General features: G+C 44.8%; 19 protein-coding genes. 11 read left to right on the top strand and 8 right to left on the bottom strand.

What is annotated here, in order from left to right; all coding sequences use genetic code 11:
• Positions 1 to 108: 108 nt before the first annotated feature.
• Together TY49_RS12830 and TY49_RS12825 are read right to left on the bottom strand one after the other, a co-directional pair.
• Entirely contained in the window at positions 109 to 555 is a 447-nt protein-coding gene (locus TY49_RS12830) for a GNAT family N-acetyltransferase (RefSeq protein WP_052442183.1), read from the bottom strand.
• A 99-nt stretch (positions 556 to 654) separates the two neighbouring features.
• Positions 655 to 1,179 carry a GNAT family N-acetyltransferase gene (locus TY49_RS12825; RefSeq protein ID WP_041966308.1) on the bottom strand — a complete coding sequence of 175 codons (525 nt, stop codon included), beginning with the start codon at positions 1,177 to 1,179 and terminating at the stop codon, positions 655 to 657.
• Between the two features lie 238 nt (positions 1,180 to 1,417).
• On the opposite strand from TY49_RS12825, the gene TY49_RS12820 reads away from it, so the two are divergent.
• Entirely contained in the window at positions 1,418 to 2,779 is a 1,362-nt protein-coding gene (locus tag TY49_RS12820) for a YjiH family protein (protein WP_041966337.1), read from the top strand.
• Between the two features lie 275 nt (positions 2,780 to 3,054).
• On the opposite strand, the gene TY49_RS12815 is transcribed toward TY49_RS12820, so the two are convergent.
• Both TY49_RS12815 and TY49_RS12810 read right to left on the bottom strand, forming a co-directional pair.
• On the bottom strand, positions 3,055 to 3,567 hold the full coding sequence (locus tag TY49_RS12815) for a hypothetical protein (RefSeq protein ID WP_052442182.1): 513 nt from the start codon (positions 3,565 to 3,567) through the stop codon (positions 3,055 to 3,057).
• Between the two features lie 60 nt (positions 3,568 to 3,627).
• Positions 3,628 to 4,725: a PRK06851 family protein gene (locus tag TY49_RS12810; protein WP_041966307.1), complete on the bottom strand. Its 1,098-nt coding sequence runs from the start codon at positions 4,723 to 4,725 to the stop codon at positions 3,628 to 3,630.
• Between the two features lie 338 nt (positions 4,726 to 5,063).
• On the opposite strand from TY49_RS12810, the gene TY49_RS12805 reads away from it, so the two are divergent.
• The 8 genes from TY49_RS12805 to TY49_RS12770 all read left to right on the top strand — a co-directional run bounded on the left by TY49_RS12805 (position 5,064) and on the right by TY49_RS12770 (position 11,945).
• On the top strand, positions 5,064 to 5,510 hold the full coding sequence (locus TY49_RS12805; RefSeq protein ID WP_041966335.1) for a c-type cytochrome: 447 nt from the start codon (positions 5,064 to 5,066) through the stop codon (positions 5,508 to 5,510).
• A gap of 21 nt (positions 5,511 to 5,531) precedes the next feature.
• Entirely contained in the window at positions 5,532 to 7,403 is a 1,872-nt protein-coding gene (gene nosZ / locus TY49_RS12800; protein ID WP_041966306.1) for a Sec-dependent nitrous-oxide reductase, read from the top strand.
• A 136-nt stretch (positions 7,404 to 7,539) separates the two neighbouring features.
• On the top strand, positions 7,540 to 8,103 hold the full coding sequence (locus tag TY49_RS12795) for a hypothetical protein (RefSeq protein ID WP_041966305.1): 564 nt from the start codon (positions 7,540 to 7,542) through the stop codon (positions 8,101 to 8,103).
• Entirely contained in the window at positions 8,100 to 9,413 is a 1,314-nt protein-coding gene (gene nosD, locus TY49_RS12790) for a nitrous oxide reductase family maturation protein NosD (protein WP_041966304.1), read from the top strand. Before TY49_RS12795 ends, nosD begins: the two co-directional genes overlap by 4 nt.
• A complete protein-coding gene (locus TY49_RS12785) occupies positions 9,410 to 10,207 on the top strand; it encodes an ABC transporter permease subunit (RefSeq protein ID WP_041966303.1) in 798 nt (265 codons plus the stop codon). The genes nosD and TY49_RS12785 overlap by 4 nt, the downstream gene beginning before the upstream one ends.
• Positions 10,204 to 10,875: an ABC transporter ATP-binding protein gene (locus TY49_RS12780; protein ID WP_041966302.1), complete on the top strand. Its 672-nt coding sequence runs from the start codon at positions 10,204 to 10,206 to the stop codon at positions 10,873 to 10,875. The genes TY49_RS12785 and TY49_RS12780 overlap by 4 nt, the downstream gene beginning before the upstream one ends.
• Entirely contained in the window at positions 10,872 to 11,234 is a 363-nt protein-coding gene (locus TY49_RS12775) for a FixH family protein (RefSeq protein WP_041966301.1), read from the top strand. The genes TY49_RS12780 and TY49_RS12775 overlap by 4 nt, the downstream gene beginning before the upstream one ends.
• Positions 11,235 to 11,240: 6 nt before the next feature.
• A complete protein-coding gene (locus TY49_RS12770; RefSeq protein WP_041966300.1) occupies positions 11,241 to 11,945 on the top strand; it encodes a hypothetical protein in 705 nt (234 codons plus the stop codon).
• 751 nt (positions 11,946 to 12,696) lie between these two features.
• Here TY49_RS12770 and ybaK read toward each other — a convergent pair.
• Both ybaK and TY49_RS12760 read right to left on the bottom strand, forming a co-directional pair.
• Positions 12,697 to 13,176, bottom strand: a complete 480-nt coding sequence (ybaK, locus tag TY49_RS12765) for a Cys-tRNA(Pro) deacylase (RefSeq protein ID WP_041966299.1) — start codon at positions 13,174 to 13,176, stop codon at positions 12,697 to 12,699.
• A 26-nt stretch (positions 13,177 to 13,202) separates the two neighbouring features.
• Positions 13,203 to 14,606, bottom strand: coding sequence for a UDP-glucose dehydrogenase family protein (locus tag TY49_RS12760; protein ID WP_084135466.1), 1,404 nt, complete (start codon positions 14,604 to 14,606; stop codon positions 13,203 to 13,205).
• Positions 14,607 to 14,785: 179 nt separating this feature from the next.
• On the opposite strand from TY49_RS12760, the gene TY49_RS12755 reads away from it, so the two are divergent.
• Complete coding sequence (locus TY49_RS12755) at positions 14,786 to 16,321, top strand: FAD-dependent oxidoreductase (protein ID WP_041966298.1); 1,536 nt, start codon at positions 14,786 to 14,788, stop codon at positions 16,319 to 16,321.
• Positions 16,322 to 16,480: 159 nt separating this feature from the next.
• Here TY49_RS12755 and TY49_RS12750 read toward each other — a convergent pair whose 3' ends face one another.
• Positions 16,481 to 17,413 carry an NAD(P)/FAD-dependent oxidoreductase gene (locus TY49_RS12750; protein ID WP_232310452.1) on the bottom strand — a complete coding sequence of 311 codons (933 nt, stop codon included), beginning with the start codon at positions 17,411 to 17,413 and terminating at the stop codon, positions 16,481 to 16,483.
• A 166-nt stretch (positions 17,414 to 17,579) separates the two neighbouring features.
• On the opposite strand from TY49_RS12750, the gene TY49_RS12745 reads away from it, so the two are divergent.
• Positions 17,580 to 18,641, top strand: a complete 1,062-nt coding sequence (locus TY49_RS12745; protein ID WP_041966297.1) for a hypothetical protein — start codon at positions 17,580 to 17,582, stop codon at positions 18,639 to 18,641.
• Between the two features lie 194 nt (positions 18,642 to 18,835).
• Here the strand turns inward: TY49_RS12745 and pgmB are convergent, their stop codons facing one another.
• The gene (gene pgmB / locus TY49_RS12740) at positions 18,836 to 19,504 is read right to left on the bottom strand and encodes a beta-phosphoglucomutase (RefSeq protein WP_041966296.1); all 669 of its coding nucleotides are present in this window, start codon (positions 19,502 to 19,504) and stop codon (positions 18,836 to 18,838) included.
• Positions 19,505 to 19,738 lie beyond the last annotated feature (234 nt).

Here is a 19,738-nt window from a genome sequence, read left to right as displayed (position 1 = left end):
ACAAAGCTATTCACATGAATAATCACACAAGAAAACGCTGTTGAAAACAAAATCAACAGCGTTTTTTTATGTCACTATAGCCTTCATGATTTTATAAGAAACAAGCGATTATAAAGATATTTTCATGAATTTACTAACATCCTTAAATCCCATTTTCTCATACAACTTTAATGCTTTTTCATTATGTGAATATACATTCAGTCTTACATCACTATATCCGTTTTTCCTAAATTCCTTTAAAGCCTCTTCCATCAATAATTTAGAGTAACCCTTGCCTCTGTATGGCATTTTTACATATATATCATTTATCCAGCCGATTTCATCACCCGTTAAGTAATCAAACGCTTTATCAATTTGAACCCATCCAAGAAGCGTATTGTCATTCATTAAGCAAACAAAATAAGCATTATACTTCGCGGAATGCTCATATGCTTCAATCATTTTTTGCTTATTATCATCTGCATCATGATTTGTTGCTTCTTTACGGTTTTCACCTGCTAATTCATAAATTTCTTTTATCTCCGTTTCTGAAGCCACTTTAAAGCTTAACCCCATACCTTCACCCTCTTAAATTAACTATAATTTACCTACATCATAAAAAATTTGTTATTTGTACATAAAGTCCTCTACCATTAACCTATTACCTTTTCTTATTTACCTTCTTTCTCTTTCTAGTGCAATTCCTGGCATTTTTATTACAGTAAAGGTCTGATAAACGACCTCTTCCCCATCCTGTACTTCAGGCTGTTCTACAAAGTCTATCTCCATTTGCTTGTAGATATTTTTCCAAAAGTGAACTGCTGTTTCGTTTTTTACCAACTGAGATATGTAATATCTGCCTTTATTATGAGCAAATATTTCTGATACGGCTGCTTTAGAGACTCCCTTTCCCCTGAAGGCATTTAGGACGAAAAAATCATTGATCACTTTATCTACTTTTTTCGTAAAAGGTGCTTCGAGAATCAGGACAAAGCCTGCCAGTTTTTCATCGACTTTAATGAAGTATGGAGTGATTCCTTCTTTTTCCCATATAAGCGAAAATGAATCAAATTCGAAGCTGCCATCCTTGCTGATCTGCAAACCATCTGTATAAGCTGACAAATCATGCAGGTATAGTGAATAAAGATTACGCAGTACTTCCTTTTTATCTGGTCTGATTTTTTCCAAAGTAACTTTCATTCTTCTTCTCCCCGGTTAAATAAGGTAATAGTCCTATTAAGAATTCACGCTAAACAGAAGGAATCCTGCTAAAAAAAATTGAATTTTATATGAGGGTGGCGGATTGACGTTTAGCTTGCTTGCTTTAGGAGAATATAACACAGGAAGGAATTGGGGAGAGAAAAGTGTTGGCAAAACAGGGGTTATGCATTAAAATAATTTTTGGCTTATAAATATGTATTCTAAGGGTGAAATCATTTTGGAAAAACCATTGCGCAAAACAAGATCTACCGGGGACTTATTAGCATTCATTATTCCCTCATTAATAGGAATATTTTTCTTTATGTTACCAATCTCCTATAATGGAGAAATAACAATACCTATCGCGGTCCTATCAGGATGGCTGCAGGACTTACTTGGCGGCTCACTGCCTGCGATCATGACTGTAATCATTGTTCTGACGCTAATCGGAACATTATTAATAAAAACAATCAGACCTGAAATTCTTGATCGCAATCATTTCCTAAAATCATTGTTTGATGTTCCAGCTGTCTGGCTGGTTGCCAGGATTTTAGGGGCAACTTTTGCGGTTATGACTTTATTTCAATTAGGACCGGAAGCAGTTTGGTCACCTAACACAGGCGGCCTGCTTCTCAACGACCTTTTGCCAATCCTTTTCTCTGTTTTTCTGTTTGCGGGATTATTCCTGCCTTTATTACTAAACTTCGGCCTTCTTGAATTGTTCGGAACATTGATGGCCAAGATCATGCGTCCTATTTTCACATTGCCTGGACGTTCTTCAATCGATACTCTCACATCATGGCTTGGTGACGGCACGATTGGTGTTCTCCTGACAAGCAAGCAGTATGAAGAAGGGTATTATACTAGACGTGAAGCCGCTGTTATCGGAACTACATTCTCTGTTGTCTCAATCACATTCAGTCTCGTAGTCATTTCTCAGGTTGGCCTGGGCCATATGTTTGTCCCATTTTACCTGACCGTGACATTGGCTGGCGTGGTTGCGGCTGTTATCCTCCCAAGAATCCCGCCTCTTTCCAGGAAAGAGGATACGTATTATGTGGAGCAGAACAACGACTATTCTGAGGAAAACATTCCAGATGGCTATACACCTTTCTCCTGGGGTATGGCACAGGCTGTCGATAAAGCAAGTAGCAATAAGAGTTTCAAAGATTTCTTCCTTGCCGGCGTCCGCAATATCCTTGATATGTGGATGGGAGTTGCGCCGATCGTCATGGCGCTCGGAACACTGGCGCTAATTGTCGCTGAATACACACCAGTATTCCAATGGTTAGGTATGCCGTTCATTCCGCTGCTTGAGCTAATGCAGGTTCCTGAAGCGAAGGCAGCATCTGAGACGCTGATTGTCGGCTTTGCGGACATGTTCCTTCCATCCGTTATCGGTGCTGACATTGCAAGCCCGATGACAAGGTTCATCATTGCGTCTGTTTCCGTCACACAGCTCATCTATATGTCTGAGGTCGGCGGCCTGCTGCTTGGTTCGAAAATTCCTGTCAGCTTTGGGGAATTGTTCATTATCTTCCTGCAGCGTACACTTGTGACATTGCCAATCGTTGTACTGGTTGCGCATATCATTTTTTAAGTGGTGAAAATACTCAAAATGAACGTGATTCGATCTTAATACAACCAAAAAGAGGTAAAACTGCGAAAACCGGGTGGCGAGATGCCAGCCGGTTTTTTCATATTTAGTGAATTCCGCGAAAATGGGGTGGGATTCCGCGAAATCAGACCACAATTCCGCGAAAACTCACATTAATTCCGCGAATTTCTAAGTTAATTCCGCGAACTGGAAAAAATCACTGATTTTTTCCAGCAAAAAAGAGAAGCAGCACGCTTCTCTTTTAAAATTATCTGTTCCTAGCACTGGAATGATCGAATCTGTCTCAGGTCCATTCCGTAGTAAACCCATCCACGGCGGCGGCTCCATCTCCAGCCGGCAATCGAATTCCTGCCGAGGAAGATTGGATAGAACCAGAAGCTTCTGCCATCGATCAGCCAGATATACGTAAAGCGGTACATACATCTCCTGATTCCGCCTGGGTCGACTGCAAATGCCGTTGCCTGTTCTTGCGGCACATATGCTGGTGGAGGCGATGAAGGCGGGCCTCCTGCCTGGCCTCCACCTGGTGAACCTCCTGGGATTCCACCTGGTCCGCCTCCAGGGAAGCCACCTCCAGGAATGCCCCCGCCTTGCCCCGGAAATCCACCACCGGGAATGCCTCCACCCTGGCCGGGAAATCCACCTGGTCCTCCAGGAAAGCCTCCAAATGTCCTCAAATCTCCCTGCTGGTTAAATTCGTTCTCATTAAAGCCATAATCGTCTTCAAATTGCTGATTTGGTCCATATGGGTAGAAGTTATTGTAATACAAAACTCATGTCCCCTCTCTAAAAGTCTTCCTTGTAATGTATGCAAAAAGCCCAATTCGGTGCTAGTTTGCGCCCAGTCTTTCGATCTCTTTCTGAAGCTGGCCGGTGATTTCGTCTACCTTGGCAAAATCCATTGCTTCGATATAGATTGCCTCCAATTGGTCGCGCAGTTCTTTTGCACGGGCTAGTGAGGCGATTGCTTCGTTCATCTTTGCTTTATACCTTCCGCCAACATCCTTAATTTCCGCTTCATATTTTTCATCCGTACCAGGAGTGATCAACTCTGTATACATATCGATGATTTCATCTGTCTCACTTTCCGGAAAATACTCATGTGGCGCCGTGCTGTCGAATATCGCAAAGTCTAGCTCTCGGACAATGACCATATCCAGGCTGTGCGGATCAAATCCACAATGATAGACTTCAACGTCATATCCGCGCAACTGTGCTTTGGCAGCAAGTTTTTTCAGCATGGTGGACTTTCCAGAGCCTGGACGACCTTTGATGAAGTACCTCTTGCCCACTGTCTCTGTCAAATTAGGTACAAAATCGACTGCCCCAACCGGAGTGGCGGCACCAAGGAATCGGTCGTACACCCGCCCGCTGCCTTCTGTTGATGTACTGTCTCCGAAGAACCTCTCAATCAATCTGTTCGTCAGCTCATTCGCTTTTTCAAAATCCATGTTTTCAATATAGATTTTTTCCCACTCGTCATGGATTCTCAGCGCTTCGGCAAAAAGGCTGTAGGCAGAATTGAATGCCTCACTGATTTTTTCACTAAGCTTCAGGATGGTTTCCTTGTGTTCCTGAAGCTTGCCGGAATTCCACGCTTCACCCAGATTGACATACTCCTCTATCGCTCCAGGTGCCTTCGGTTCGATGACATGAGGCGCAGTTCCGTCAACAATTCCGGCATTCAATCTGGGAATTAGCACACCATCGATTGATTTGTTGTCTGATGAGCAATACAGGAATTGTACATCATAGCCTTTTTCAAGCCATTCATTGCCGATCTTTTTCATGAGCGAGGATTTTCCTGTTCCTGGTCCGCCCTTCAATATGAAAAGCCGGGACAAGCCCTGCAAGCTGGAATCATATAAGCTGTAAAAACCGCGGGCCGTGTTGCCGCCGGCAAAGTAGTTCAGGATTTTCCCTGACATAGATTTGCACTCCCTCCAACCGTTCTTAAAAACGGTAAGTTTTCGCTTCCTCCTTACTATATGCAGGGAATTTGTTCTGGGTGATTGCCCAGATCTCACTCCAAATTTGTCTATTTTGAAAACTGTTTCCCGGGCAAGTGACGTTCTTCACAGCTAATCACAGCGCTTTCACAATTCATTCACAATAAACACAAATATGTGTGCAGTACATCACACTAACGTTTTTTCCAAAAAGTTAGGATGTAAGTGTGAAAGGCTCAATCAGATTTATGGGTGGATTTGACTGCCTTATCTTTGAAACGGAAAGAGCCTTGGAAAATAATCAAGGGGGGAAAAAAGTGAATAAACCTATCATCCATTTCATCATCAGTGCTCTTCTTGGACTCGGGATTGGTTATATAGCCTTCGATGTCATTCCTGGGAACGATGGCCAGGAAAAAGAAGTCACAGCTGTCAATGAGTCTTCAAAGCCTGAAGAAACGGTCAAGGAAGAAAAAGAGTCAAATGAGACCACTTCCACTGCTGCTGGTGAGGAGAACATCCTTCAAGCGAAAGGCTGCCTTGGCTGCCACTCTGTAGAAGCCTTGAACCTTACTGGAGGAGCAACCGGACCTGATCTTTCCGGTGCATTCACCAATGTCGAGGGCAAGCACGGTAAAGCAATCGATGAATTCCTTAAAGAACCTACCTCAGCAGTCATGTCCGGCGTAATTGGCGGCAACCCGCTGACAGAGGAAGAAATAAATCAAGTTGTAGAAATTTTGAAAGAAGCTTCTGAAAAATAAACCAAAGGTGGTGCAGTGTTAATGAAAAAATGGGTTCCCGCAGCTTCCGGGCTGCTAGCCGGCTTCATGGCGGCAACTGTATTCTTTGCTGATTTTTCAACAGGACCTAAAGGAACGGCAAGCAATGACACCGCAAACAAGTCAAACGCTGAAAAGGTCTATGTTCCTTATGGCGAGCTAGACGAGTACTACATGCTTTCATCAGGCGGCCATTCAGGGCAGCTATTCGTTTACGGACTGCCTTCCATGAGAAAGATTCGTACCGTGCCGGTGTTCACGCCGGATCCGGCCACTGGATACGGCTTCGACACAAAATCGAAAGAAATGCTTGGCGGCTATACATGGGGAGATTTTCACCACCCGGCCATTTCCGAGACAGATGGTGAATATGATGGCAAATTCGTGTTCGCAAATGACGTGGCCAATAACCGAATCGCGGCGGTTGACTTAAGCACCTTCCATACGGCAGACATCATGGAAATGCCGAACATGGGCGGACCGCACGCAGGGACATTCGTTACACAGAACACGGAATACATTGTCATGCCTACCCGTTTCTCGGTTCCAATCGGAAAAGAGTACGCTCCACTGGATGAATTCGAGGAGAAATATAAAGGTGTAGTTTCAATGGTCACATTCGACCAGGAAAAAAAGGACTTCGATCTGGCTTATCAGATCATGCTTCCGCCTTGGTCATATGACCTTTCCGACGCTGGTAAAAAGGTTTCTGGCGACTGGATTGTCATGACAACTTACAACACAGAATTCGCAACGACGAATAACGAAATCAACGCATCGCAGAATGACCGTGACTATATCGTCCTGCTGAACTGGAAAGAGCTCGAGAAAAAAGTGGCAGCTGGTGAGTATGAAGAAGTCAATGGCGCGAAGATGATTGACCCTCGCAAGCACAAGGGTTCGATTTACGCATTACCTGTAGCGAAATCACCGCACGGCGTTGACGTCACTCCGGACGGAACACGCTTCATCGCATCTGGTAAGCTGGCACCTTTAATGACTGTATTCTCATTCGAAAAAGCATTTGAAGCGATCAAGGCTGGGGACTTTGAAACTGAAAAATTCGGTATTCCAGTCTTGCCTTATGACAAGGTTGTAGAACGTGAAGTTGACCCTCCAGGAGCATTGGGGCCACTTCACACTCAATTTGACGACAGAGGCAATGCGTACAATACGATGTTCATTTCATCTGAGATCGTCAAATGGAAAGTCGAGACTGGAGAAATTCTGGACCGTACACCTGTCCACTATTCACCAGGACACTCAACAGCAACAGAGGGTGACACAGCCTCTCCGGACGGCAAATGGATTGTATCTCTGAACAAAATTGCCAAGGACAATTTCCTGTCAGTTGGACCTTCACACCCTGAATCAATGGAACTGATTGATATTTCAGGAGATAAGATGTCCCTGACGTACACGGCTCCGGTCGATCCAGAACCGCATTACGCACAGACGATCCACCGTGACAAAATCAAAACGATCAAGATTTACGAGAAAGACGAAAACCGCGAGCACTCTGTTTGGAAACAAGAAGACACACGAATCGAGCGCAAAGGCAATGAAGTCCATGTATACGGTATCGCCATGCGTTCCAAGTTTGTCTTTGACGCAAAAGCTGAGCGTCCAGACGAAATCAAGGTCAAACAAGGCGACAAGGTTATCATTCACCTGACGAATATTGACCTTGACCAGGATATCACCCACGGCTTCGGCATCATGGACCACGACCTGAACTACGAAGTCCAGCCAGGCCAGACAAGCACGATTGAATTTACCGCTGAAAAAGCTGGTACATTCCCAATCTACTGCACAAACTTCTGTTCAGCCCTCCACCAGGAAATGAGCGGCTACATGTTAGTAGAACCGAAATAACCTGGCAAGCTGAATATGGAAAAGGGTATTGAGTTTTCAGCCGATACCCTTTCTCCCTTTTTAAAAAGTTTTAAGTCTAGAAATTTTGCAGCGTTAAAAAATGACTCTTGCAGATTTCTTTTAGGAGATGATTCAGATGGCAAAGAAATTATCTGCTGGTTCTATAGCTAGTCTTATCGGGGCTGCAGCATTGATTTTTGCCTCTATCAAATTCCCCTGGTGGGGGATGAAGTTTTACGCACCGCAATATATGGAAGGGCTAGATATCATTGTTTATCCTAGCAAGCTAGCTGGAGACATCGATATCGTAAACGGCTTGAATCATTATATTGGCATGGCTCCCTTCAGCAATGAAAGCTTTCCTGAACTGCAATACCTGCCTGGCCTGATCATGGGGCTTGCGGCAATCATCATCATCGTCGCTTTAGTGAGAAAGAAAAGCCTGCTATATGTACCACCAGCACTGCTTATTGTGGGTGGAGCCCTTGGCATTTACGACATGAACCGCTGGCTCACGAAATTTGGTACAGAGCTTGACCCTAAGGCACCAATCGAACTTGAACCATTCGTACCGCCGATTATTGGAGAAAACATCCTTGCGAACTTCGTGACACACAGTTATTTTACAACAGGGTCATTCCTGCTTGGAGCAGGCTTCCTGCTTACACTTTTGCCATTTTGGCTGGAGCGTCGGAAATGAACAGGCTATTGATTTTATTTGTTGGGATAGGCGTCTGGATTTTCTCCACCCTGCCTGTCTCGGCAGATGTATCCCTGCAGAAGCTGATTGATGAAACTCCAATAAACGGTGAATTGATTTTAGAGAATAAGCAATATGAAGGAAATATCGAGATTACGAAACCGATTACGATTATCGGACAAAAAGACACAACGATCCGCGGCGATGGAAAAGGGAATGTCGTCCTGGTCAAAGCCTCCAATGTCATTATGAAAAATTTAACAATCGAACACGGCAGCCTGAACAGAAGCTCTGATGAGGAATATTCAGGGATCCGCACGATGGGAGAGCACAACCAGTTTATTAATCTAGTTATCCACGATGTTTACCATGGACTCTATATTAATAGTTCAAACCACACTCTCGTGAAAAATGTAACAGTCACCGGGCAAGGTACGGGAAAGCTAGGCAGCCAGGGAAATGGCATCCAGCTTGTGCGCACGTCCAATAATATTATTGAAGATTGCACTATTTCCAAAACACGCGACGGCATTTATGTCGAATACGCGGATAAAAACGTAATCCGCAACAATTATGTAAGTGAAACACGGTACGGCCTGCACTATATGTACTCAAACGATAATACTTTTTACCGAAACCGTTTCAATAAAAACACTGGCGGTGCGGCAATCATGCACTCCCAGAACATCTTGTTGAAGGAAAATCAATTTTCCTTTAACCAGGGATCCCGCTCATTCGGGCTCATCATCCAGACGAGCACCAACAACACCGTCCTGGATAATGAATTTTACCTGAACCAGCGTGGCATTTACCTGGAGCAATCCAAACAGAACAAGATTGAGGGAAACAAGTTTTTCCACAATGACATTGGTGTGGAGCTATGGACTACGTCCACTTCCCAGGTATTCACGAAAAATCACTTTGAGCAAAACATTGCCAATGTCCTGACAATTGGCGCGGAATCTTATAATCAATGGAATCTAAACGGGAAGGGCAACTACTGGGGCACAGAGCTTTCTGTCCTCGACCTGGATCAGAACCAGATTGGTGACTCTCCTGTTGAATATAAATCGTCCCTTTACAAACTAGTAGAAGATAATGAACTCGCGTATTTATTTTTAAAAAGCCCGGCCATTAAAATCTATGAAAAAATCAATGAAGTCTTAAGCACCCAGAAAGTGATGGTCGTGGATGAATTCCCGCTTATTGAGAAGGAGAAGGAATCTGCACCATGGATGCTGCTTTTCATTCCGGCGATCGCGATTGCGGGTTGGATTTTTACCAAAAAGAGAAGGAGTCGTTTATCATGAATTACATTTGGAAGGAATGGCTTGAACAGTCACGCGGGAAAGGCCTCTGGCTCGGCCTGGCCATGGTCATGCTGACTTCCATCTTCCTGTTGATGGAAGCACGCTCATATCCAGATGAACTCGGATTTGACGCCTTTCTTCTCTCGCTTTATGACATGAATATTTATCTGGTACCAATCTTCGCTCTCTTCATTTCCTCTTTTTCAATCTTCCAGGAAAAAGAGCTGAAGACGTCGATGATCCTGTTGACGAAAAAAGAATCGAACCGAAGCCTGTTGCTGAAGAAAACCATCGCGATTCAGACGGTCGTCATTGGCGTGTTTGTCGGCTGGTACTTTGTTCTCGCCATCGCGATGAAATGGTTCCTGCAATTCCAGCTAACCAGCTTCATCTATTTTCTCGTGACAGTTGTGGTACTGCTGTTGATTTTCAACCAGTTGGGACTGTTTCTGGGGAACATCACGAACACGAAGATGCAGCTGATCGGCGCAACGATTTTCACATGGTTCCTGTTCGTGTTCCTGATCGACCTGGCGTTCATCCAGTACGTACCTTCTGTTTCCTATGAAAATGTCAAACTGTTTTCGTGGCTCTACTTCCTGGATCCATTGCACACATTACGCTTTTTCCTAGAGACATCGCTCGGATTATTCTCGCTGAACAATATGTCGCGATTGATGGAAAAAATGATCTGGATGGCTCCATGGAAGTTTCTCTTGATTGACCTGGCATTCTGGATGATCCTGTTCTTCGAGCTCTCCATCCTGTTCCGCAGCAAGGGGGAAAAATCATGATTGAAATCAAGGACCTATCACAATCTTATAAAAATAAGCAAGTCTTGAAAGATATCAACCTGACAATAGAGAAAAACGAGTACTGTGCCCTGGTTGGGCGGAACGGTGCCGGGAAATCAACCTTGATTCGTTCGATCCTCGGTTTGCAGCTTGTTAAAAAAGGTTCGATTACGCTTGGGGGATTTCCAAATTCGAAAGGAGACTGGAAGAAAATCGTTTCCTATCTCCCCGAAAAATTCCACCTCTATCCGCATCTGACTGGTAAAGAGAATATGCGCTTTTTCGCATCGCTTGGAACTGAGGAGATTGATGAAAAGAAGATTGAGGAGAAACTGAAGATGGTCTCTTTATGGGAAGACCGGCATAACCAGGTGAAGGGCTATTCCAAGGGGATGCTCCAGCGCCTCGGACTCTGCGTCATGCTCTATTACGATACAGAAGTATTGATTCTCGATGAGCCAACAAGCGGACTTGATCCGCTCGGCCGCGAGGAGATTTTGCAAATCCTCAAGTCTCTATCCGGAAAGACGATTTTCATGGCATCGCATCATATGGATGAAATCAAGCAAATCTGTTCGCATGTAGCATTTTTGGAAGACGGAAAAATGACAAAGTACACGGTCGATGAATTTCTTAATGAGCACTTAAAAGGAGCGGATTACAAATGAAAAAATTACTCGCAGGCTTTATGTTGCTGATTGTTCTTCTAGCTGGATGCAGTTCAGGCTCTGATTTTGAGATCACTTTGAGGGAAGCCCCTAAGTACAAGGCTGGCGAAAGCTACCCAGTTGTAATTGAAGTCATGAAGGATGGCGAGCCGGTGGACGGCCTGGAATTTGCTGCTTACCTTGAAATGGCCAAAATGGACCATGGTACCATTGAACTTAATTTTGAGGACAAAGGAAATGGTGTTTATGAATCAAGCGTCGAACTGCCGATGGGCGGAGAATGGATCGCCAATATCGAAGGAGAATCAGATGGTTCTGCTTTTGAGCATGTGATTACATTCGAAGTGGAAAAGGAATGATCCAACATGAAACTTAAAAAACTTCTGATTCTTGTGCTGCTGGTGGCCGGTATGATTCTTGGGGGCTGCCAGCAGGATAACAAGGAACCTGTAACTGAGAACAACTCAAGTGCGCAGAAAGCGGAGGAAAGTTCGGAAGACGGATTTCAGGCTGATGACAAAGTCGTCACGATCAACGGCAAGGTCTTTTCCTATGAAGACCTGCAATTTTATCAGCTGATGAACAAGGTAGATATCGAGCTGAACCGCGCTGTCGATGAAAAGAATTTGCAGGGCGTGGAACTGGAAGAAAAAATGGCCTACTGGGATGAGCAATCCAAGTACCATGATAATTTCAACGTGAACCTGTCCAAAATGCTCGAGCAGCACACCATGTACCTGCTAGCAAGGGAAAAGGGCCTGGACGTAGAAAGTGCTGAGGTAGCTGGAACTATTGAAGAATTCAAAGCGAAAGTCGAGCAAAATGAAGCAGCCTCGCAGCTTGTTTCCGCTTACCCTGAAGATGCATATAAAAACAGGCTGAACAGCTACTTCACCGAAAAGCTGCTTACCCAGCAGATCTATGAAACACTCAAAGCCGACGTTGTAAAAGAAAAGCCAAATGCTACTGACAAAGAGATCGCCTATGACACAGCCAAGAGCTATGAAGAACTCTATCAATCGCAAGTCGCTAGTTTGGAGATTAAAATTAATGCCGCAGGGCATGAATAGTTCAGTAATATGGAAAACAGCCCGAGCTCAAGCAAAGGCTGTTTTTTGTTTAAAGGATAACCTCCGCACAATTATTCTGCTATTGCTCATGAACCTGTCGGAATTGGGGACTTATCGTGACAACTTTACGGCTTTCACACTCAATCCTGTCACGATTCCCAGGTTTTCTTGACAGCTTTTCCACTTTCACACGCGAACCTGTCACGATTCCGAGGTTTTCTTGACAGCTTTACGGCTTTCACACCCAAACCTGTCACGATTCCGAAGTTTTCTTGACAGCTTTACGGCTTTCACACCCAAACCTGTCACGATTCCGAAGTTTTCTTGACAGCTTTTCGGCTCTCACACCCAAACCTGTCACGATTCCGGCGTTTTCTTGACAGCTTTTCGGCTTTCACACCCAAACCTGTCACGATTCCCAGGTTTTCTTGACAGCTTTTCCACTTTCACACGCGAACCTGTCACGATTCCGAGGTTTTCTTGACAGCTTTTCGGCTTTCACACCCAAACCTGTCACGATTCCGAAGTTTTCTTGACAGCTTTTCGGCTTTCACACCCAAACCTGTCACGATTCCGGCGTTTTCTTGACAGCTTTTCGGCTTTCACACTCAAACCTGTCACGATTCCCAGGTTTTCTTGACAGCTTTACGGCCCTTATACCCTAACCTGTCACGATTCCAGGGTTTTCTTGCCTACTTTTCCGCATTCACTCGCGAACCTGTCAGAACTCTGATCCTATTAAGAAAAACATCTATGCTTTCACCAGTTCTGCATATTTCCCTGCAACCGTACTGATCAATTGGTCCGGTGCCAATTCGACCTGGAAACCGATTTTCCCTGCGCTGACGATGATGGTTTCAAGCTCCTGGGCGCTCTCATCCAAAAATGTCGGATAATTCTTCTTCATGCCAACAGGCGAACAGCCGCCGCGAATATAGCCCGTAAATTTCTGGATGTCCTTGACAGGAAGCATTTCAACATTCTTTTCCCCGGCTTCCCTCGCAGCTTTTTTCATGTCCAGCTCCGCTTCCACCGGGATGACAAAAACGTATAATTCCTTGCTGGAACCTACTACAACAAGCGTCTTATAGACCTGTGCAGGATCGCGGCCAATCTTCCCCGCAACAGCAACACCATCGATCTTGCCATCCTTTGAATCATACGTAAGAATCTCATACGGCACTTTCTGCGTATCAAGAATCCTCATCGCGTTCGTTTTAACCTTCGCCATCCTGGTTCCTCCTTACCTGAGGGTATTTAGGATAATTTTACCTTATGGAGGATGGCCGATTCAATCCTGGTCTCTTCCAGCTCAGTCTCTAAGGCTGGAGTTTTCGAGTTTTCGAGATTCCGATTCACATTAATAGCCTTCCTGCCTATAGAAATATACGTTATGCCAGCTAACTCTGCCTCAACCAAGCCATAGCAATTCCTTCCGTCAAAAATCAAAGGTTCACGCATGAGTAATGGGTAACGTCCTAAATCATATTGAGTGATTTGCGGCCACTCGGTCATGATGAAGACAACATCCGCTCCTTTAATCGCCAGATCCACTGTGTCAGCGTAATAAAGCCGGCTGCCGAATAACTCCTCGACTTTTCCAACGGCTGCCGGGTCATACACGGAAATGTCAGCCTGTTCTTCAATCAGCTGGGTGATCAGCTCTATTGCTGGTGCTTCGCGGATATCATCAGTATGCGGCTTGAACGCAAGCCCAAGGACCGCCACCCTCTTTCCCCGCAGGCTCCCTAACATCTTCTTCGCTTTTAAAAATAGCTGCTGTTTCTGCCTGCTGTTCACCTCAATCACGGAACGCAGAATTTTAAAATCATAATTATAGTACTCTGTCAGCTTTTCAAGTGCCTTTGTATCCTTCGGGAAGCATGAACCGCCATAGCCAATTCCCGCTTTTAAAAATTGGCTGCCGATTCGCTCGTCCATGCCCATTCCTTTTGCGACATCTTCAATATTTGCGCCTGTGTACTCACACAGGTTGGCCACTTCGTTGATGAAACTGATTTTCGTTGCCAAAAACGCATTAGAGGCATACTTAATGAGCTCCGCACTGCGGATATCTGTCTGTATAATCGGTCTGCCAAAAGGTTCAAACAACTGCGCTACCTCGCGGCCAGCCTCAAGGTCATCCGTGCCGATGACAATCCGGTCAGCATGGAACGTATCAAGAATGCCGGACCCTTCCCGCAAAAATTCAGGATTTGAAACGACTTTCACATGAATATTGCCTGGAATGATATCCTGAAGCATCTGACCAATCCGCTCATTTGTCCCAACCGGCACGGTGCTTTTAATGACAACGACAGCATCCTTGGTCAAATTGGCGCCGATATCAGCAACTGCAGCTTCCAAATAGTCAAGGTTCGCCGAGCCATCCTCATCCTCAGGCGTCCCGACAGCGATGAAAATAAACTCTGCCTTTGTGCAAGCCGCTTTTGAGTCAGATGTAAAATGCAGCCTTCCTTCATCGAGATTCTTTTTCAGCATCTCCTCAAGTCCCGGCTCATAAATCGGGCATATCCCTGTGGAGAGGGTGCTGATTTTTTGTTCATCTATATCAAAACAGGTCACATTGTAACCAACTTCAGCAAAACAAACTCCCGTGACAAGACCAACATAGCCTGTCCCAACTACTGTGATTTCCATATTGGCCCTCCATTCAGTGATGATTCCATTTTATCACGCAGGAACCAATTTCTTGCCCAATGCGCTCTATTTGGAAATAACTTGTCTATTCCTTTATCAAGCGGGTAAAAGAAAAAAGCATGTTTTTTATCAAAACAGGAAAAATTAGTTATTATGAAGATTTTTAAGGAGGATTGTTGATGAACGATTATACTTCAAAGCTGCCTCGTTTCCCTGAACCTTATTGGCGCAAAACCGCAGAACTGCCAACATTCCCTAAGCTGCAGGAGGATTTGAAGATCGATGTCGCTGTTGTTGGCGGCGGGATTACAGGTTTGACTTCAGCATACTTGCTGGCCAAAGCTGGAGCAAAGGTGGCCGTGATTGAGGCCGGCACGATCTTGAATGGCACAACCGGACATACAACGGCAAAGGTGACCGCACAGCACGGCATGATTTATGACGAGTTGATCAGCCATTTTGGCGAGGAAAAGGCGCGCCTTTACTATCAGGCGAATTATGATGCGATGCAATTCGTTAAAAACATCGTGAAAGAACAGCAGATCGATTGCGATTTTACCGAAGAGGATGCCTATATCTACACGAATTCCGACAAGGAAATGGAAAAGCTGTTAAAGGAATTCAAGGCCTACGAGAAGTTGGGTGTCGTTGGAAGTGAGTATGTCTCAGAGGTACCGATTCCAGTTGAGGCGATGGCAGCTGTGGTCATGAGGAACCAGGCCCAATTCCACCCGCTAAAATTTTTAAAGCATCTGGTGGAGCGTTTTACAGAAATGGGCGGCCAGATTTTCGAGAATACAACCGCAGTCGATATGGAGGAAGGCTCTGAACCTGTCATTACGACAAGGGACGGTCATAAGGTTCGCTGCAATCAAATGATCATCAGCACGCACTTCCCGTTTTACGATTTAAAAGGGTTCTATTTTTCAAGGATGCAGGTCAATCGTTCATATGTGCTTGCCGTCAGGACGGAAAAAGAGTTTCCCGGCGGCATGTACATCAATGCTGAGACACCGTCACGCTCACTGCGCTATACCGACTGGAACGGCGAGAAGCTGGTGCTGTTTGGCGGAGACAGCCATATTACCGGGCAGGAAGAAAACACACACCAGTATTATGAGGCACTCGAGGCATTCGCAGCACAGGCTTTCGGCGTAAAGGAAATCCCTTTCCGCTGGTCGGCGCAGGATCCGACAACCCTTGATAAAATTCCTTTTGTCGGAAAATATTCTTCGAGCACAGAAAACATCTTCGTTGCTACCGGCTATCGGAAATGGGGGATGAGCAACGGCATCAATGCCGCGCTTCTCATGTCCGATCTTGTTTTGAAGAAAGATAATCCATATGTGGAATTATTCGAACCGCAAAGGTTCCATGCCAAGCCGGATGTGGCGACATTCGTTACTGATAATGCCCTGGTCGCAAAGGAACTGGTTAAAGGGAAACTGGATCGGCCATCGACGGATCCGGAGAGCCTGGTTCAGGAAGAAGGGGCAGTCGTAACAGTTAATGGCAAACGCGCAGGAGCGTACCGTGATGAAAACGGCAAGCTGCACGTCGTCGATACAACTTGCACCCACATGGGCTGCGAACTCAACTGGAACAATGGCGAACGCACATGGGACTGCCCATGCCATGGCTCCCGCTTCTCCTACAAAGGAGATGTGGTTGAAGGCCCAGCTGAGCTGCCATTGAAAAGATTAGACCTGGAATAGGAACGTTTTTACAAAAAAATTTTAATACCAGCAAAAGCCGCCATTCCATGTTGAATGGCGGCTTTCATTTTGTCCAATGGGGGAATATATCCAATTCACCGGAACTATATCGCTTTTAACCGGGAATAAAACCCTGCTAACGGGGATTAACAGCGAACATTATCCCTTATCTGCTAAAAGTGTCTTATGAATCCAGATGCTGGCCTGCATGCCGTCTCCCATTGCGATGGTTGTCTGTTCAGAATGGGCAACGACGTCACCTGCGGCCCAGAGGTTCTCTACATTGGTCATTTTTGTGCGCGGGTCGACTAGGACATGCTTGTTTTTATGCAGATCGACGCCGAGCTGCTGTGCCAGCTGGGACTTTACTTCATTGCCACCAAAGGCCATGAAGCCACGCTCTGAAGTGAGCTCCTCACCATTCGCGAGTACAACTCCCCTGAAATCAGGCCCGTCTGCCAGTACCTTTTCAATTGGCCCTTCGACATACTTAATTCCTTTTTCCTTCATTTCCGTCATTATTTCCTCATCGACTTCTTTATTTTCATGATTCACATACGTAAGTTGATCTGTAAAATAGTTAAGGGTCAGTGCCATGTTCGCGCCAGGATTACCCGATCCCATCACGATTGTGGACTTGTCCTTCACTTCATGGCCATCGCAATCCGGACATATATACACGCTGATTCCAAGGGTAGGCATAAGCTCTGGGAAAGGCGGAATCCGATCCATGACTCCCGTGGCCAGAAGCAATGTCTTCGCTTTGTATGTGTCGCCACTCTCTGCCTTAACTTCGAATCCATTTCCCTCCTTTTGGGCACTTTCAGCCTTGCCAATCAAAAATTCCACACCATATTGTTCAGCCTGTTTACGGCCAATCTCTCTTAGTTCTGGCCCACTTACCCCTTCCGGATAGCCAAGGATATTATGATAGCTCTGGCAAATCGCCGACCGGCCGTCACCTGCATCCAAAACCATCACATTATGATTGTAGCGCCCAAGCTGAATCGCCGCTTGGAGCCCCGCAATCCCGCCTCCAACTATAAGGCAATCATACATACCCGATCCACCGTCCTTTTTAAAAAGTTTCATAATTGAATGTTTCCCTTTTTAAAGGTGTGGTAATCGGGTTTATTCACGGCACTATTTTCTTGAGTAATTTTCTCAATATTTTTATAAACACTAGTTTTGTCGAACACCTTCAAATTACTACTTTAGCACTATGAATTCAGTTATAATAAAAGCGAGGTGGATAATAATGACAAATGCAATCGCAAAAAAACCAAGATTACTGCTTTATGTAATTTTAGCCTCTTTAATTCTAGCAACGAATTACATTCTTTACCGTACTCCGCTGTTCGGACCAGTACCGGAGGGCGCTGTTATCGGTTCCTTGCTTGACCTATTAATCATTTTGCCTCTCTTGACATACTTCATGATCATTCACAAAAGATATTCACTAAAGTATATGGGAATCGTCATATTTGCTGGATTTGCCGCAGCCTACTTAATCGTCCCCCAGCAGCATCTATCGGATTATCCCTTCCTGCCCTATCTCTTGATTGTTTCGGAAGGCGCATTCCTGCTGTTTGAACTATATATTGCTTATACCGTCATCACCAGGCTTCCAAAACTGCTTAAAGAGTATAAAACACTGGCCAGCCGAAATTCTTTCTTTCTTTTCAACATTCGAAAAGCTGTAGAAACAAGCCTGCCAGATAATACTGCAGCCAGAATCCTTGTCACTGAATTTTCCATGTTCCATTACTCTCTCTTCTCCTGGAAAAAGAAAGTTCAGATCGATCACGGCATGGCTTTTACCTATCATAAAAAAAACAGTGTGAATGCTGTCTACATCATGGTCATCCATGCCATCGCGATTGAATCGGTTGGCCTGCATTACTTCCTGCATAGCTGGAACCCAATTGTTTCCTATGTCCTGCTAATTTTGAACATATACGGCATTCTGTTCATGCTGGCCGAGCTTCAGGCCACACGCTTGACTCCTTTTTTGCTGACAGATGATTATTTGTTATTACAGACAGGGTTTTCAAGTTCAATGCACCTGCCTTTAAGCAATATCAAGGAAATCAAACGTTACGAAGGGCCTGAAAAATTCAGCAGAAAAGAGCAAAAAGAACTTTTTGATGCCAGGGTGCCTGATTTGGTCCAGGAAAAGCCAATGTTTGAAATCCTGCTTCATGAGCCCCAGAATGTTCATTTTATATACGGTTTGAAGCGGAAAGCAACGAGGATTGTATTGAATGTCGATGAACCGGATATTTTTTACCATGAACTGAAGCGGTCACTCCCAGAGTGATCGTTTTTTTAAAGCTGAATAAAAATAATCTCTCGATCAGTACAGTTAATCTCTTGATAAAAAGCAAAACTCTCTCGATGAATCGAAAATCTCTCAATAGAAGCAAGTAATCTCTCACTCAATCCAAATAATCTCCCATTTATCCAAAAAAAGTAAAAACCCAGCCGCACATTCACGACCGGGTTCCATAATAGTTATGCATTATAAACTTCTAAAATTCTTTCTAATGAAAGCTCGGCCGTGCTTGCATAGACGATATCAGCATTCTCGAAGCTTTCCTTTGGCCCCACAGCTACAGCGAACATTCCCGCTGATTTAATCGCCTGTACGCCCGCCGCTGCATCCTCGACACCGATGCATGCTTCAGGCTCCACACCAAGCATTTCCGCCGCGCGCAGGAAAACTTCAGGATGCGGCTTGCCGTTAACGACAGTCTTTGCGTCAACGATGATATCAAACTCGGATTTCATTCCAAGTGACTCCATCACGGTGAATGCGTTCTTGCTTGCAGAAGCCATGCCCAGCTTGAGTCCCTTTGCTTTAATATCCGTAATCAGCTCTTTGATCGCCGGCAAAAGATCAGCTGGTGTGATGTTCTGGATAAGCGTAAGGTAATGATCATTTTTCTTGTCTGCCAATGCATCTTTTTCCTCAGCCGTGAAGTCCCCCGTACGGCCGCCCAACTCAAGGATTTTCTCAAGCGAATCCATCCGGGAAACACCCTTCAGCTCCTCGTTATCCTCGCGGGTAAAAGTAATCCCCAAATCCTGAGCCAGCGCCTGCCAAGCTAAAAAATGATACTCAGCTGTATCGGTAATGACGCCATCAAGGTCAAAAATAAACGCTTTTAGTGGTCTAGTCATAGTCAATCTCCTTTCATGATTCGCTCTCATAACTTCACGAATCATATTGTTGTAGTGATATTAGACATTTTGACATCATTCATGCTTCAAAATGTCCATTAAAGCCTGTTTCTTAGACATTTCAGATCCATTTGCACCTCAAAATGTCTATTAAAGCCTGTTTCTTAGACATTTCAGATCCATTTGCACCTCAAAATGTCCATTAAAGCCTGTTTCTTGGACATTTCAGATCCA

The sequence above is a fragment of the Mesobacillus selenatarsenatis SF-1 genome, from assembly GCF_000813125.1.
Classification (GTDB): Bacteria; Bacillota; Bacilli; order Bacillales; family Cytobacillaceae; genus Mesobacillus; species Mesobacillus selenatarsenatis.
The sequence above is the reverse complement of the archived record's forward strand: the minus strand, read 5'-3'. Positions and strand labels throughout refer to the sequence as shown.

What these genes read in the sequence shown, in the direction of transcription:
- TY49_RS12830 (WP_052442183.1), bottom strand. Translation starts at nt 555, where the DNA reads ATGGGGTTAAGCTTTAAAGTGGCTTCAGAAACGGAGATAAAAGAAATT.
- TY49_RS12825 (WP_041966308.1), bottom strand. Translation starts at nt 1,179, where the DNA reads ATGAAAGTTACTTTGGAAAAAATCAGACCAGATAAAAAGGAAGTACTG.
- TY49_RS12810 (WP_041966307.1), bottom strand. Translation starts at nt 4,725, where the DNA reads ATGTCAGGGAAAATCCTGAACTACTTTGCCGGCGGCAACACGGCCCGC.
- nosZ (WP_041966306.1), top strand. Translation starts at nt 5,532, where the DNA reads ATGAAAAAATGGGTTCCCGCAGCTTCCGGGCTGCTAGCCGGCTTCATG.
- TY49_RS12795 (WP_041966305.1), top strand. Translation starts at nt 7,540, where the DNA reads ATGGCAAAGAAATTATCTGCTGGTTCTATAGCTAGTCTTATCGGGGCT.
- nosD (WP_041966304.1), top strand. Translation starts at nt 8,100, where the DNA reads ATGAACAGGCTATTGATTTTATTTGTTGGGATAGGCGTCTGGATTTTC.
- TY49_RS12785 (WP_041966303.1), top strand. Translation starts at nt 9,410, where the DNA reads ATGAATTACATTTGGAAGGAATGGCTTGAACAGTCACGCGGGAAAGGC.
- TY49_RS12780 (WP_041966302.1), top strand. Translation starts at nt 10,204, where the DNA reads ATGATTGAAATCAAGGACCTATCACAATCTTATAAAAATAAGCAAGTC.
- TY49_RS12775 (WP_041966301.1), top strand. Translation starts at nt 10,872, where the DNA reads ATGAAAAAATTACTCGCAGGCTTTATGTTGCTGATTGTTCTTCTAGCT.
- TY49_RS12770 (WP_041966300.1), top strand. Translation starts at nt 11,241, where the DNA reads ATGAAACTTAAAAAACTTCTGATTCTTGTGCTGCTGGTGGCCGGTATG.
- ybaK (WP_041966299.1), bottom strand. Translation starts at nt 13,176, where the DNA reads ATGGCGAAGGTTAAAACGAACGCGATGAGGATTCTTGATACGCAGAAA.
- TY49_RS12760 (WP_084135466.1), bottom strand. Translation starts at nt 14,606, where the DNA reads ATGGAAATCACAGTAGTTGGGACAGGCTATGTTGGTCTTGTCACGGGA.
- TY49_RS12755 (WP_041966298.1), top strand. Translation starts at nt 14,786, where the DNA reads ATGAACGATTATACTTCAAAGCTGCCTCGTTTCCCTGAACCTTATTGG.
- TY49_RS12750 (WP_232310452.1), bottom strand. Translation starts at nt 17,413, where the DNA reads ATGAAACTTTTTAAAAAGGACGGTGGATCGGGTATGTATGATTGCCTT.
- TY49_RS12745 (WP_041966297.1), top strand. Translation starts at nt 17,580, where the DNA reads ATGACAAATGCAATCGCAAAAAAACCAAGATTACTGCTTTATGTAATT.
- pgmB (WP_041966296.1), bottom strand. Translation starts at nt 19,504, where the DNA reads ATGACTAGACCACTAAAAGCGTTTATTTTTGACCTTGATGGCGTCATT.